A 15,135-nucleotide genomic window follows, 5' to 3' on the forward strand; every position below is an offset into this window, starting at 1 on the left:
TGACCAACGTCGGGAATCCGGTGAACTCCTGGTTCGCACCCAAGGCCCTGCTTATGAAAAGGGTTCCCCGCGTTGAGATCTTGATGCCCGACTGGACCATGACATTCCAGCCGAACGTATACTCCGGCATCGTCTGCGTGCCCCTCTGCGAAGAGGCAAAGGCGAGAGTGGTTCCGTCATAGGCCGCGTTGCTCACATACCCGTTGGAGAGGTTCGTATCTATGGCGTATTTACTCGTAGCGTTCTCGAGGAAGAGTTTCCCGCCGCGATCGCTCTCCATTTCGATGGCCGCTATCAGGCCAGAGCTCTGGCCTGCGCCGTCGGCCCTCACGTATATCGCGCCGGTGTCGAGCGTTCCGAAGTCGCCGTCGCTCCCCATGATCTCCAGCGCAGATGCGCCCGAGCCGTCCGACGCCTTCAGCGCCGTGAAAGTGGCGGCCGCCCCGCCTTGATACGGCGCAACACGGTTGGGCAGAGCCGCAACCAGTTCCTCATCAAGGTCGGCCTTGAGATCTATATCCCAGTTCTCTTCCGCGCTCTCGCTCTCTGCGCGGCCGATGGAGAGCAGGAAATTAGGCCCTCTTACGAAGGCTCGCTCGGACTGCACCGCTATCGCAAATATGTAGGGCGGCGCGCCCTCCTGATATTTGAGGCCCGTCAGCTGGATCTGTTTGAAGTGGTCCGCCTTGGAAAGATTTCCCATGTCGCGATACACGAAAAACCCGCCGATAAACCTGAGCAGGCCGCTCTCGCTATCCAGGCCGAACGTGGCCAGCGACCCGTCCTTGGCCGCATCCGCCATGCACTTGAGCTGTTGCGGCTGATCGACGCTGGTCGAGCACTCCTGCAGCAGGAAATCGGACACGGCCTGCTGGTCGTAGGCGATCCCCACCACGTACAGGCTCTGACCGTCCCACGCGATGTCGGTGGGTATGAACCTGTCGAAGCGCTCGAAGCTCGAGTCGTTCGTGGCAAAGCCGGGCAGCGAAGGGCTGCCGCCACCCGTGGGATACGCCCTGAGCCTGCTGTAGACGCCGTCGGTCAGCATCGCCTCGAATATGGGGTGATATGCCTGCTCGAACGTGGGCGCCACGGCCGCCGCTGAAGACGGTTTTGAGAGGACGAATACGTGGCTCGATCCTGCCTGGGTCCTGACAGGGAGGAGCGACAAGCTCGACTCCTGCGCCACGACCTCTGAGGCTATGATCCCGGAACAGCTCTCGCCGCCGATGAGATCGGCCGGAGCTATCTGCTGCACGAAACCGTCCGCAGTCGTGAAGACGATGGAGGAATTGTCGTCCGACAGATCGAGCGAGGTCACCCCGTCGGGCGCCGAACGCCAGGCGCCCCTGGTCGAGTAATCCGCAAACCCCGTGCCCGCGTCGTTGGGCCCCGCTACTCCCAGCCCCCTCTCCGTACCGTAGACCAGCATGCGCTTGCCCCCGTACACCATCGGCGCGATGTCGTTGACGGCGCCCGGCTTTGCCAGGCTGATCTTGCCGATCACCTCATCCGCAGTGCCGTACTTGATGGAGGCGCCGCTGCCCCAGAAGATCATCTCCGATACTTCGGAATCCGGTATCTGGACGGCAAGAGAGGCGAGCCCCCTGATCTGCCCGCCCAAGCTCCCGCTGTAAGCGGACTCGAACGGATTCACCTCTATGGTCCTCTCGTACGGATCGGAGCCCGAGATCTCGACGCGATACGAAGCGTCGCCCGTCATGCACAGATCCCCCGAGGTTTGAGCGATCCCGCCGGAAGAGCCGCCACTGCCTCCGCCCGAGCAGTCGATCATTATGATAAGGAGCGTCAAAGCGATGACGCCGGCAAATGCCCTGACAACGGTATGTGGCCGGCATCCGCGACGCGGCAGACAGTTCAATTTATCCATAATCAGCCCTCTCCGCCCTTGAAAACGACCGCAGGGCAATCCGGACTTCGCCGTGCAAAACCGACAGTTTATTAATAAAGCATAACCCGTGCCAGAAAAACGGACGGGCTAGGAAACGATCATCGTGAGGGCCGGGCCGGTCGTTATCTCTATCCTGTCGGCAGGCTTGTCCGCAAAATCGCCGTCGACCGTGTATTCCATGGGGTTTTCGAATTCCAGCACCATGTCGGAGGTCATCTCGTCGATCAGGTGCTCGGAGCGGGCCGGCAGCGCGAAGAAGGCGCGCGGGAAGGTGAACAGGAGCTGGCGGCCTGTGGCGGAAATGCAGATGGATTGGAACTTGCCTTCTACTGAGGTTGACCTGTAGAGCGGCTTGAAATTGAAGCCGAGCGTGGACATCGTGCCCGCGAATATCATCATGTAATTTTTGAACGGCGCAGGCTTTCCCTCTATGGTGATCCTGCAGTCGAAGCGTTCGGCGAGCCGCCTTGCGAACCTGCCGTTGATGATCGAGGAGAACACGGCCCTGGCCAGCAGCATGGCGCCTCTGAAGGGCGTGGGCCCGCCCTCGACGTTCTGATAGACTTTTATGAAGCGGCTGATGAGCCCCATTCCGAAGAGGAATCCGTACGCGCCGTTGACGCGGATCATGTTGATGCCGACCTCTTTGAACGGGATGCCCTCGTGATATTTCAAGATGAGGCTCGAGAGTATCTTCTCGGTCTTGCCCTTGACGTTCAGCTGATTCGCCAGATTGTTCATCGTGCCGCCGCGGAGGAGCGCGATCTTCGGCAGCGGTTTGTCGCCGTACACGTCGAGGAAGACGGACAGCGTCCGGTGGTTCGTGCCGTCGCCCCCCGAGATTCCGAGTATGTCCACTTCCCTCTCTTTGAATTCGCGCGCCAGGGTGCGCACCTCGTCGAGCGTCTCGGTCGAATGGCACGAACCGCGGTCGCCCACGATGAAGCCCATCTTCCGCGCGCGCTCCGGGTCCTTCCTGTGGGAGCGCGAATACGGATTAATTATTATCCCTATCCCTGACATAGGTTCATCCGCTCCTATTGCGCCGTCGCCGCCTTTGAATGATGCGACCTGCGTGCGCCGCCGCGCCTCCCCCTGCGCCTGGGCCTGCGCTTTTTCCCCTGGCCGGCGGGCTGCGCCTCTTGTGGATGCGGTTGCGGACGTGGGTATTGACGCACGTGCGCCTGCGGTTGAGCACGGACCGCGGCGTGCGGCTCACGCGAAGGCGCCGCATGCGCGGGGATGTCTTTCGGCTTCGCTACTATGCCGCGGCGCTTCATGTACTCGTGCACGATGAAGGAGGCGACCTGCGAAGGCCTGGTCCCAGGCCCGAAGCCCGCGTCAAAGCCGAGCTTGAGGGCGTTCTGATGGTCTAGCCTCGGTCCGCCGATGACGGTGATCAGCCCCTTCCTGAGCTTGTCGCTCTTCTTGACCAGGGCATGGAGCTCCTTGAGGTTTTTGATGTGACTGTCGCGCTGCGTGACCACCTGCGAAACCAGGAGCGCGTCGGCCTCAAGCTGCACCGCCCGCTCAATCAGTTCCTCGTTGGTGAGCTGGCTGCGGAGATTGTGAGCTTTGAAGAGAGGGTAACGCTCCAAGCCATAGTCGTGGGCGTAGCCCTTCATGTTCATGATGGCGTCGATGCCAACCGTGTGCGCGTCCGAACCGGTGCATGCGCCCACCACAACGATCGGCCTGTCGATGTTGCGCGCCATGTACGCCGTGAGCTCCTCGTAGTTCATGGCCGGGACCTCGACCTTCGGCACGTGAATCGCCGAAAGATCTATCGTCCGGTCGCACTTTCCGTACGCCACGAAGAAAGTGAACTCACGGCCCATCGGATCCATCGCACAGATAGCCACGTCGCGGAGCCCTATCCCCTCAACGTATCGCTTCGCCGCCTCGCGGGCCTCCGGCGACGCGGGGACAGGGAACGTAAACGAAAGCTGCATCTGGCCGTCGTCCAGTCTGTCGCCGTAGGGCTTGAGCTTCTTGTGGTTGACCTTGAGCATCTATTCGTCCTCTTCTGCCTTCGCCTTGAGAAGGTCAAGCACGGGGTTGAGATAGTGCGCGTCCTTCTGGAAGACGCCGTCGAGCCCCTTGCCTCCGTTCTCATCGCGCTCTATCTCCGCGAACATCCCCTTGCCGATCGCCTTCATCAGCCCGGCCTCCTCGATCTTCTTCAGGTATTTGTGCACGTTGTCGAGCACCGTGTGGGCGCGCCGCGTGATCTTTCCGTTCGGGTTGAAGCTTATCTCATCGCCGATGCTGCGGCAGTTGTTGAAGACGTAGTTGGCGTTCTTCAGCGCCCAGTATCGGTCCTGGATGTGCGGGTTGTGTATCGCCTCCGTCGGTATGCCCAGGAGCTGAATCGACTGCTCCGTAACGATGCCGCAGACGTTGAACATGGCGTCCATGACGTTGCCGAACAGTATGTCGCCCTTCATGTGTTTGGTCGGCGGCATGAACTTGATCGGCGAACGCGGGAATATCTCGCGGACCATCTGCGCCTGCGCCAGCTCGTAGAGGAAGCCGTCCTCGATCTCCGGGTCCATCTCAAAGGCGTGGCCGAGCCCCATGAGCTCGTGCGGCATCCCGGCCTTGAGCGCGAACTGCTCGTTGATGAACTGGCTGGCGAGCACGTGGTGGGCGTTGCGGTACGCGTCGGTCGTCGTGAGATAGTTGTCCTCGCCGGTGTTGATAGTGATCCCGGCGCGCGTGCATATCAGCCTCGAGAAGTACTGGTCCACGAAGGTCCTCTTCATGTTGATATCGCGGAAGAGGATGCCATACATCGAGTCGTTGAGCAGCACGTCGAGCCGCTCCACCGCGGCCATCGCAGCGATCTCGGACATGCAGAGGCCCGATGAGTAATTGACGAGTTTGATGTAGCGGCCCGACTTCTCCGAGGCCTCGTCGAGCGCCTGGCGCATGACTCGGAAGTTCGCCTGCGTGGCGAGCGTACCGCCGGCGCCTTCGGTGCTGATTCCGTCAGGGACGTAGTCGAGCAGAGACTGCGCAGTCGTGCGTATGACCGCGATGATGTCCGCGCCCTCTTCGACAGCCGAGACCGCCTGAGCGGCGTCATCGTAGATATTTCCGGTGGCGACGATCAGGTACTTCCACGGCTGCGGCGGCTCGCCCCTGCGGTTCATCACGCCACGGCGGCGCTGTCTGGCCTCGTCGATCCTCTTGATGCCCGCCTCGGCGAGCTCGACCGCCTTTTGTCTGATCCGGTCCTCAGCCACGTTCGGCACCGAGTCGAGCTTGAGATGGTCTGTAGCAAGCCGCTTTCCCAGTTCCCCGGCGGAGAGCCCGGTGTGGACCGCCGCCCTGGCGAACCACCAGGCGACGCCCTTGCGGAGCATGTCCTTGGGGCTGCGGTCCACGATCAGGTTGACGTGGGGCATCTCGAGGTGCGCCTCCTCCACGCCGAAGACGCGCAGCACCGCGCGTTCGATCGAGGCGGTTGAGTGCCTGTCGATGTACTTCTGCACCGGAGAGACGATGCGCGCCGCCATGTTCCTGCACTGGTCGATCTTGTCGCGGTCCAGGTTGAGTTTTCTATATGCCATAAATCACACCTGCGGTTTCAGGATTACCCTCTTGCCGTCCACGAGATCGTAGAAAGCCGTGTTCTTAGGCTGCTCCGGCGCGAAATTTTTCGCTATATCGTCCGCGGTCGAGCACGCGCTGTCGCGCTCACGCGGGTTGGTGTAGCTTGACATGAGCCCCCTGTAATTGCGCACCACGGCCCTCTCGTCGGTGAGCGTGAGCAGATAGTTCGGCATCACCGGTATCTTGCCGCCGCCGCCAGGCGCATCTATCACGAAGGTCGGCAGCGCTAGACCCGAGGTATGACCGCGCAAGTACTCCATTATCTCGAAGCCCTTGGAGACTGAGGTGCGGAAGTGCTCGATCCCCTCGGCCAGGTCGCACTGATAAATGTAATAAGGCTTCACCCGAATTTTGAGGAGTTCGTGCAAAAGCTTCTTCATCACCGCTGGATCGGAGTTGATCTTGCGGAGCAGCACCGACTGGTTCGAGATCGGCATGCCGGCGTCCGCTATCTTCTCGCATGCGGCCTTTGCCTGCGGAGTCACCTCATACGGATGGCTGAAGTGAGTCATGAAATAAACAGGCTGATACTTTTTGAGCATCGCGATCACTTCGTCGGTTACGCCCATAGGCATGACGCACGGGAAACGGCTGGCCACTCGGATGATCTCCACGTGCGGTATCGCGCGTATCCTCTTTATGATCCCCTCCAGCGTGGCCACCGGCAGCATGAGCGCATCGCCGCCGGAGAGAATCACGTCGCGGATCTCCCTGTTCTTCGCGATGTATTCGATCGCATTGTCGTGCTCGGAGGCGAGCTGCTTCGTGGTGCGCGAGAGGACGTGGCGCCTTCTCGTGCAGAAGCGGCAGTACATGCTGCATACCTCTGAGACCAGGAAGAGCACGCGGTCCGGGTAGCGATGCACGAGCCTGGGCACCGGCATGTCGGCGTCCTCGGCGAGGGGATCCGTGAGATCGCCCAGCCCAGGTTCGAGCTCCGCGAGCCTGGGCACGCACTGCATTCGGATCGGGCATTCGGGGTTTTTCTCGTCGATGAGCGAAAGGAAATAAGGCGTCACCTGGAATTTCGAATGTTTGACCGCGCGATCGACATCCGCCTTTTCCTTCGGCGTGAGCGCTATCACCTTGCTCAACCCTTCGGCGTCCGTGACAGCGTTCGCGAGCTGCCAACGCGGGTCGTTCCACTGCTCGGGCGAAACGTCCTCATAGGCCTTGATGCGCTGAAAATATTTCGGATCGCTCATGTCGATCATGCCGCCTCACTCCCCAAACTTGTCGTCGAACCACTTTTTCACCACCGCGCTCTTGCGGTACAAATCGAGCGTGAACCGCGCGTGGTTCGGCGCGTAGCCGTTGCCGATTATCATCTCCACGTCCATTCCCACGCCCTCGGCGCCGAGAGCCGCCTTCTGGAAGTTTGTCGCCATGTTGAAGAAGTAGACCTTTCCGCCCTGGCGACATGCGAGGACGGATGCAAGCTCGGTCCCCTCGACGTTCGCCGTGTTTATCACAAGGTCGCACATCTTGCCGTTCGTGGCCTTGGCGACCTTGTCCATCGTCTCGGCCGGCGAGAGGGCGTTAGCGGTGAAGCATTCGTCGACGAGCCCCAGCGACTTCATGGTCTCAACGCTAGATTCGCGCGTGGCCGACGCGATGATCCTGCAGTTCTTCCCCAACTTCTCGCGGATCGCCGCAGCGCACAGTATCCCGGATTTGCCGCAGCCGATCACATAGACTGTATCGCCCTTCTTTGCGAGCCGATCGGCCTGCGGCGGCGCACCGGCCACGTCAAGCAGCGCAAGGCAGACTTTGAGGTCCATGTCGTCCGGGATCTTCGCAAGCACGCCGGAGTCGAAGAGGATGGCGTTGCCGTCTATGTCGATCTGTTCGGAGTCGCGGACCTCTTTTATGCGCTCGATGATGAGCGGGGTGAGGGTGAGAGAAACCAGAGTGCATACCCGATCGCCCTTCTTCACGTTGCAGGGATTGGAGTACGCGGGCCCCATCTCCTCGACCGTGCCGAGGAGCATGCCGCCGGAGCCGGTCACAGGATTCTGCTGCTTGCCCATCTTCGATACGTTGGCCAGCACCTGCTTTGCTATGCCGTCGGAGCTCCCGGCCGAGGCCTCTTTCATCTGGCGAAAGGAGGCCGAGTCTATGTTGAGGGTCTGTACGTTGATGAGTATTTCGTTCTCGTAGATAGGCAGCGAATTGTCGACGCGCGTGGCCGCCTGCGGCAGAGCCCCCTTCGGCTCGATGACGCGATGACGACCGAAGCGGTCGCTACCTGTGCGATATTTGGTCACTTTTACCTCCATCCCGGAAAATTAGTGCGTTTATTAATCATACTCAGGAAGGCGAAAGCAAGGGGAATAGAGACGGTTTTTTGACGATTTCAGTCACGGTTCTCATCTTGATCCTATAGTCGATCGTAGCAAATTGAAAAATAATATGTTTTTTCAATAGGATAGTTTCTTCAATCGGTGCTAATATCAAGGCATGGTTTTTGCTCATCTATGATTTCAAAAGGAAGGATATTAAAGCCCTTTGTGGAGGATCCGATGACGACATCTAAAAAACCAGCTGCAAAAAAGCCCACCAAGGTCAAGTCTCGGGCGACGGTGCAAAAGATCGCGCCAGTCGGAATCAACCTAAAAACCAGGAAACCGAGGATCAAGACTCCGCCCATGGACCAGCCTTGATGCACGGGCACAAGCCATCGCAATGAGCAGACCAAAGGTTCTTCTTATTTCCCTGCCCTGGGCCAGCTATCATAGCCCGTCTCTTCAGATAGGTGCGCTCGCGGCATATGCGAGGCGAAACGGCTTTGATGCCGAAGCTCGCCACGCACATCTGGACATAGCAGCCTCCGTCGGACTCAACGAATATGACGAGTATTCCTACAAGACCTACCGTTCCTGCGGGGACGCACTTTGCGCGGCCATTCTCTTCCCTTCCGCGGAAAGACGCCTGCTGCGATATTCGGAGAAGATTCTGCCCGGTTCGACTAAAGTTCTTCCAAAACTTGAGCACGCAATGAAGGATGTATACCGGAGAATCGATTGGAAGAGATATTCCCTCGTCGGATTCACGGTAACGTTCGATCAGCTCTTCGCCTCCCTGCTGTTCTCATCATGGTTGAAGCGCAATCATCCAAATATCAGGATTTTGCTGGGCGGACGCGCGGTCGCCGGTAAAATGGGCAGATCCGTCCTGAAGTGCTTCCCTTGGGTAGACTGGGTCATAGACGGCGAGGGAGAGATCGGTTTCGTCGAACTCTTGAAGGGAATGCGCGATGGCTCCAGCGGATTTGAACGCGACGTGCCAAGTCTATTTTACAGAGAAGGCAACCTCATCAAATTCAATCCGGTTGCCCAACTCCAGGATTTGAGCGGTCTGCCGGACCCCGACTTCACCGATTATTACAGGACGATTGAGGCGCACCCCAAGCTCTCCGGCACTGAGATCCTCAATTATATCCCCATCGAAGTGAGCAGGGGGTGCGTATTCAAATGTGCATTCTGCTGCGACTTCGGCTTCTGGAGAGGCTATCGATCCAGGCCGGCCAAAGAGACTGCGGCGGCGATCAGGCGCGCATGCCGCAAGTACAAAGTTAATTCTATCAACCTGGTGGCGCAGTTGATCGCGAAAAAAGACATCGAAGCCCTCTTCCCGCTCATCCTGAAGCAGGATATTGACTACAGATTTTTCTGCGAGATCCGCGCAGACACGACAAAGGAAAACCTGTCGCTGATGAAACGCGCGGGGCTCGCCCACGTCCAGATAGGCATAGAGGCTCTCGACTCCGGGCTGCTCCGCAAGATGAACAAGGGCACGAAGCTCATCGAAAACATCAGGGCCATGAAATACTGCGAAGAACTCGGCATCGGCCACACATCCAACCTGATGCTGGGATTCCCCACGGAATCGCAGGACGATATTGATCGCACCGTCAAGGCGATCGACGACATGGCGTCCGCCTATATGCCACCCGAGAGCATTGTAAGATTTCAACTTCGCGAGGGGTCCCCGGTCTATTTTCAGCCCAAGAAATTCGGAATCAAAAAAATATGCGAGCGCTCGGCATATGCACCTCTGTTGCCGAAGGACATAAGCCGAAACATAGATCTATGGTACAAAAAATTCTCAACCAACAGGAAGAACCGCAACTACAGCGCACTCATGAAAAGATGGCGCAGATGGAAGAAGGATTATGAGGAGGCGCGAAGATCAGGGCGACCCATGCTGCATTACTTCGATTGTAAAGATCATATAAAAATAGAGGACTCACGGCATGGAGGAGGCACGATCATCCTCGATGGATTGGCCGCTGGAATCTACAGATTCTGCGACAGCGTGAGAAAAATCGATGAAATACAGGCTGGATTTCCAGGGGCCGGCACAGCCCGCATACGCGAAATATTGGGGTCGCTGATCGATCTGCGCCTGATGATGACTGAAGAGGGCGAATACCTCTCTCTTGCCATTCACTCATCCCCGAATTTGAGGAGGCATCTCCCCGTCATATAATTATTTAACAATATCAACCCATTAGAGAAAGCGTTTTTCAGACAACTTTATTAAAATCCTTCCGATAACCGCCTTGAGAGGACTGACTGAGATATGACGCTGCCTCTGCACAACATCCAGACTATACGGCTATTGCCGACAAACGTGCCTGTCTTAAGACCGACGCCATCTTCCCTCTACATACGGCCGCTCGCAGATAGAGATTTTCATGAGCTTCACAACACCCTCTGCCGCGGGTTCGGCGTGAACATGTCGTCGGAGTCGCTCGCGTTGAGGCTGAGACAGAACGGGTACAGGCCCGAGATATCCTACGGCGCATTTGAGGAAGGTTCCATGGTAGGCTTCTGGCTGTCCGGTATCAGGGCGATTTCAGGCAAACGAGTATCCTGCTGCACAGGCACCACCGTCGTGGAGGAATGGCGCAAGAGGGGCATTGCCACCGCCATGTCCAGATCGGCCGAGGGTGCGGCCCGCGCCCTCGGGGCCGGCGCCGGAGTCCTGTTCGCGCAGGCGGGCAACTCCACGGTCATCAGGCTCTACAGGAACATGGGATTCGAGATAACCCGAACTCTCCATTCTTACTCCTCTGCAGATACCGTCGAGCTTTCGAAAGACAACCCGATGCAGGCAAGGCTTACCGACCTCGGCCACGCCTACAGCTTGAGACACATGCTCGACCATGAGCCGCCATGGTACAGAATGTGGGAAGGGATTTTTGACGTCAGGGATTCCATCATGCCTGTCGTTGTCAGCGATGGGATGAAGGAGAGGGCCTATGGCCTGTTTCAGCCTGCGACCGGAAGGATACTGCATCTGGGCCTCGATGCCATGAGCGCCGAGGAAGGACGGCTCGCGCTCGGAGCGATGGTGGAGATATTCATGAACGCGCGCAGCAACGACGGCCCCATTGAGCTCTTTCAGATACCGGATTCCCAGACGCAAATTCCTGCGATCATGGGCTCGCTGGGCTTCAGTCTTTCAAACACACAGGTTGAGATGGCCAAGACGCTCTGACTCAGAGCAGGTTTATCTGGGGGTCGGGCTGGGCTTCCTCTCCGCGCCTGTCGGCCGAGGGTATGAGGCGGCCGTCCGAGGAGACGCGCTGGCCGCAGCGCTTGCAGAAGCTGGATCCGTCCAGGCGCTTCTGGAGGCGCTTGGATTTGCAGCGGGGACAGCCGCGCATGGGGCTTCTTGAAGAAGACTCAGATAACATTGGCGGAATTCTTTAGCTGGCGAGTGTCAAAGGTTCAAGCGAAAAAATTTTTTCAGAAACATAAGCCGAAGTACGTACAAGAAACAGATGCACTTTCTATAACATCTTGATATTTCATCTTAAAATAAGAAGCAACTTCTTGAGAGAAATGGCGATAATTAACCATGATCAAAATACCTAGAATTCCCTTCAACCTCGGAATTGCAGGTTCCACAATCTCATCTCCGACATCATCGATCCCTTTCGCGTCCACTGACGCATTGCAGAACAGCGGCAGCGCATCCGACAATTATGTTGCAGCGCCTGGAGGCACATTCGCGATGAAAGGTGCAATTCCGATTGAAGAGAAAAGGAGGTTGATCGATCAAGGGGCGCTACAGGTCGTCGACAATTGCCTGAAGATCAGGCGAGGGGAGAATCTGGTCATTATAACGGACGAGGAGACGAGGAGGCTGGCCGATCCAATCGCAGAAAGGGCCATCATCTCCGGCGCGAGTCTTTCCATGTTCATGATGGAAGACTTCGGAACGCGGCCAGAGGATGGCTCGACACCGCTAGAGCTCAGCCCGGAGATCGCAGGCGCCCTGACGATCGCAAATGCGAGCATCTACATAGCACAGATACGGCCGAATGAACTTCATTCCTTCAGGATGCCCCTGATAAGGCTGGTGGAAGAACTGGGCATAAAACACGCTCATATGCCCATGTTCACAGAGCAGATGATGTGGCAGGGGATGGCCTCCGACTACGACAAGATTCAACGCCTGTCGAAAAAGGTGTTCGACATAGTTTCAATGGCGAACCTGATAAGGGTCACCACTCCAGCCGGCACCGAAGCTATATTCGAGTTCTCCCGAAAATACCTCTGGAGCATCTGTGACGGCCTCGTTAGGCTTGGGGAAGCGGCGAACCTGCCGGGAGGTGAAGTCTACGGCACTCCGATAAACGCGAACGGGACTATGGTGATAGACGGAGGTTTCGGAGACTTCTTCTCAAAAAAATACGGGGACATCTCAAAGACCCCCTTGAAGTACGCCCTGTTCGACGGCAGGTGCGTTCCCGGCAGCGTCGAATGCGCCAACAAGGAATTGAAGCATGACTTTGAAAGGTACACATTTGAAAGCGATGACAACTCGAACCGTGTCGGTGAATTTGCGTTTGGCACCAATATCGGCCTCACTGAAATAATAGGGAACATGCTGCAGGATGAAAAGCTGCCCGGTGTGCACGTAGCTCTGGGCAGCCCTCTCCCCGACACAACCAAGGCCGCATGGGACAGCGTCGCACACAACGACGGCCTCCTTAGGCACCCCACTGTCGAGGTGGACGGCAGGATAATAATGAAGAGCGGACAACACCTGCTGGATTACTGACATGCCATGTCTGACAACAACGAAGACAATCTCAAAGCAGGTTGAGCTGAAACTGGGGGCAGTCGGCGAAATCGATCATTTTACACTTTATTTAGCGACAATTTTATTCTATCTATACTAAATAGCAAACAGTCGATAACAACAAAAATAGGAGGATCATATGGCAAAAACTGTTGCGAAGAAGCCGATCACAACCAAGACCAGAAACAGCACAGCAGGTAAGACAAAGAAAATCGTTATAGAAATAAACCCGGGAAATGAAATAAGTGGAAAAATAACACGCTTCCCCGGCAGAGGAATAACGCGTTTCCCCGGGAGGAATAAGGCTCGCTAGATACCTGAGGAGACAATGTCGAATTGCAGAGCATCGCTCATTTCTCTGCCATGGGAGAATTATAAAAGTCCATCTTTAGCCATCGGATGTCTTGCAGCCTATGCACAGTCCTTGGGATTCGACGTAGATGCGCTCAACCTGCATCTGGAGATAGCACAGTGCTTTTCCCTGGACAGCTACGACGATCCTTGCTGGATTGACACACCCGCCGGAGAGGCGCTAGGCGCGGCTTTGTGCTTTTCCGAAAATAGGAAGGCACTGCTGAAGTATGCTAATAAATTTATCCCGAACGCAAACCGGCATGCTATTCGCCTTCATGATGCACTCGTCGCTTCATATAAAAACATAGATTGGCGTAGATATTCAATAGTAGGTTTCTCTATCAACTTTTCGCAACTCTTTACGTCCCTCCTCTATGCAACCTGGATCAAGCGCGACCATCCGTCAATCCGCATCGTAATGGGAGGCTACGGCGTGACCGGGGAGCTTGGCAAATCGGTGCTCAAATGCTTCCCGCAGGTGAACTGGTGCATCGATGGAGAGGGAGAAATATCATTCAGCGAACTTTTGTCCGGGGTGGCTTCGCGGTCATGCAAATTCGAGGAGAATGTCCCGGGCCTCATATATCGCCATGGCGGAATCATCAAACAGAACCCCAGGAAGCAGCTGCCGGATCTCGGTGGACTTCCTGAGCCCGATTATCACAATTATTTTGACACGCTCAACAGAAGTGGCCCCTTTAATCAAATTGAGATATTGTCTTATATTCCCATAGAGGTAAGCAGGGGGTGCACAAGGAGGTGTGCCTTCTGTGCATATGGCTCTTTTATGCCTGGTTTCAGATCCAGGCCTCCGGTCAAGATCGCAAATTCCGTCAACCTCTTCTATAAGGAATATGGGGTCTCCGCATTCTACTTGAGCACGGCCATGATCAATCAGGAGCCAACCGAGGGACTGAGCAATCTGCTGAGCTCCCACAACCGCGACTACAGGATCTTCTGCGAGGCGAGAGCGGGACTCTCCAAGCAACAGATGGCATCGATGAAGCACGCCGGCATCTGCGCAATACAGATCGGCCTAGAGGCGCTCGACACCAAACTTCTTTCGAAGATGAACAAGCGCACTCGCCTGATAGACAACCTGGAGACTATGAAATTCTGTGAAGAGGTTGGCATAAGACATCTATCTAACTTGATAGTAGAATTTCCAACCGAAACTCAGGCGGATGTCGATCGCAGTACCGAAGCCATGGATTTGGCTTCATGCTATATGCCACCAGACAATATTGCACGATTCGGGCTATTCCCGGGTTCGCCGATTTATCGTAATCCCAAAAAATTCAAGATAAGATCCATCAATGAAGCTCCTGACCTCGGCAAATACCTCCCGAATAGACTTTCCAGCTTGAAGTTATATTATAGCGATTTTGAATGTTTGAACAGAAAACGCAACTACCGTCGCTTTTTTATGCGGCATAAGCGATGGAGGAAAGAGTATGAGAGAGCGCAAGCTGCAGGAAGATCGATTCTTCAGTACTTTGACTGCGGAGATTCGTTACGAATCGAGGATTTCAGAGCAGGTATTCAAGCGACCACCCTTTGTGATTTGGCACGCGAGCTTTACCTATTCTGCGACGAGATCAGGAATTTTGCGGAGATCCGAAAGAAGTTCAAGGACGTTCCAGAAAGAGAGATCCGCAAGATGTTGCGCAAGCTCTTCAAACTCAAGGTGATGTACACCGAGGACGACGACTGGCTCTCCCTGGCGATCCATATCTCTCCCGAAAACCGCCGGCACATGATGTCTCTCTAACGCACAAAACAAAAGGCCCGGCGTGAGCCGGGCCTTGTTGTAACAACTTTCGCTGAAGACTATCTCTTGTTCAGGCGATTGCGCTTCACATACGCCCACAGCTTCTTCGTCATTTGGCTCGGTGCGATCGGCTTCGTGCCGAATACGCTCTCGAGGGTGTGTTCGCAGTCACGGAAGTTGACCGTGTACCCGCCGAACGCCTTCTTGCCGCCCTTCTTCTTCGCTACCTTCCTCTTCTTCGCTGCCTTCCTCTTTTTCTTCGGCATAACTCCTCCTCATTGAGGGCGCGCGGCCCGCTTGTTCGCGACGCCAAGATTGTTAAACAGCACTTGAAACTTGACTTTTTATAGCAGATCCCATTCTGAAAAAAAAGGGGAATTTT

At 56.2% G+C, this 15,135-nt stretch carries 14 protein-coding genes; 5 read left to right on the top strand and 9 right to left on the bottom strand.

Translation table 11 applies throughout. The features are described 5' to 3' along the window. From WC683_15490 to WC683_15520, 7 genes are all read right to left on the bottom strand, one after another. Window positions 1–1,795 (bottom strand): hypothetical protein (locus WC683_15490; protein MFA4974013.1); only part of this gene is annotated, 1,795 nt, incomplete at its 3' end. A gap of 204 nt (window positions 1,796–1,999) precedes the next feature. Next, window positions 2,000–2,935 (bottom strand): diacylglycerol kinase family protein, encoded by a 936-nt coding sequence (locus WC683_15495; protein MFA4974014.1) that lies wholly within the window; start codon window positions 2,933–2,935, stop codon window positions 2,000–2,002. 14 nt (window positions 2,936–2,949) lie between these two features. After that, window positions 2,950–3,924 carry an OAM dimerization domain-containing protein gene (locus WC683_15500; protein ID MFA4974015.1) on the bottom strand — a complete coding sequence of 325 codons (975 nt, stop codon included), beginning with the start codon at window positions 3,922–3,924 and terminating at the stop codon, window positions 2,950–2,952. After that, on the bottom strand, window positions 3,925–5,487 hold the full coding sequence (locus tag WC683_15505) for a lysine 5,6-aminomutase subunit alpha (protein ID MFA4974016.1): 1,563 nt from the start codon (window positions 5,485–5,487) through the stop codon (window positions 3,925–3,927). 3 nt (window positions 5,488–5,490) lie between these two features. Next, a complete protein-coding gene (locus tag WC683_15510) occupies window positions 5,491–6,744 on the bottom strand; it encodes a KamA family radical SAM protein (protein MFA4974017.1) in 1,254 nt (417 codons plus the stop codon). Window positions 6,745–6,750: 6 nt separating this feature from the next. After that, window positions 6,751–7,797: an L-erythro-3,5-diaminohexanoate dehydrogenase gene (locus tag WC683_15515; protein ID MFA4974018.1), complete on the bottom strand. Its 1,047-nt coding sequence runs from the start codon at window positions 7,795–7,797 to the stop codon at window positions 6,751–6,753. A gap of 170 nt (window positions 7,798–7,967) precedes the next feature. Further along, window positions 7,968–8,180: a hypothetical protein gene (locus WC683_15520; GenBank protein MFA4974019.1), complete on the bottom strand. Its 213-nt coding sequence runs from the start codon at window positions 8,178–8,180 to the stop codon at window positions 7,968–7,970. 35 nt (window positions 8,181–8,215) lie between these two features. Between WC683_15520 and WC683_15525 the strand changes: the two genes are divergently transcribed. After that, window positions 8,216–10,021: a RiPP maturation radical SAM C-methyltransferase gene (locus WC683_15525; protein MFA4974020.1), complete on the top strand. Its 1,806-nt coding sequence runs from the start codon at window positions 8,216–8,218 to the stop codon at window positions 10,019–10,021. A 93-nt stretch (window positions 10,022–10,114) separates the two neighbouring features. Beyond that, window positions 10,115–11,035, top strand: coding sequence for a GNAT family N-acetyltransferase (locus WC683_15530; GenBank protein ID MFA4974021.1), 921 nt, complete (start codon window positions 10,115–10,117; stop codon window positions 11,033–11,035). A gap of 1 nt (window position 11,036) precedes the next feature. On the opposite strand, the gene WC683_15535 is transcribed toward WC683_15530, so the two are convergent. Beyond that, window positions 11,037–11,204, bottom strand: coding sequence for a hypothetical protein (locus WC683_15535; GenBank protein ID MFA4974022.1), 168 nt, complete (start codon window positions 11,202–11,204; stop codon window positions 11,037–11,039). Between the two features lie 350 nt (window positions 11,205–11,554). Between WC683_15535 and WC683_15540 the strand changes: the two genes are divergently transcribed. From WC683_15540 to WC683_15550, 3 genes are all read left to right on the top strand, one after another. Beyond that, window positions 11,555–12,607 (top strand): aminopeptidase, encoded by a 1,053-nt coding sequence (locus tag WC683_15540; GenBank protein MFA4974023.1) that lies wholly within the window; start codon window positions 11,555–11,557, stop codon window positions 12,605–12,607. Window positions 12,608–12,767: 160 nt separating this feature from the next. After that, on the top strand, window positions 12,768–12,941 hold the full coding sequence (locus WC683_15545) for a hypothetical protein (GenBank protein MFA4974024.1): 174 nt from the start codon (window positions 12,768–12,770) through the stop codon (window positions 12,939–12,941). Between the two features lie 15 nt (window positions 12,942–12,956). Then, complete coding sequence (locus WC683_15550; GenBank protein ID MFA4974025.1) at window positions 12,957–14,753, top strand: RiPP maturation radical SAM C-methyltransferase; 1,797 nt, start codon at window positions 12,957–12,959, stop codon at window positions 14,751–14,753. A gap of 59 nt (window positions 14,754–14,812) precedes the next feature. Here the strand turns inward: WC683_15550 and WC683_15555 are convergent, their stop codons facing one another. Beyond that, a complete protein-coding gene (locus WC683_15555) occupies window positions 14,813–15,019 on the bottom strand; it encodes a hypothetical protein (protein ID MFA4974026.1) in 207 nt (68 codons plus the stop codon). Between the last annotated feature and the right edge of the window lie 116 nt (window positions 15,020–15,135).

The sequence above is a fragment of the bacterium genome, assembly GCA_041648665.1.
In the GTDB taxonomy this organism is placed as follows: domain Bacteria; phylum UBA10199; class UBA10199; order 2-02-FULL-44-16; family JAAZCA01; genus JAFGMW01.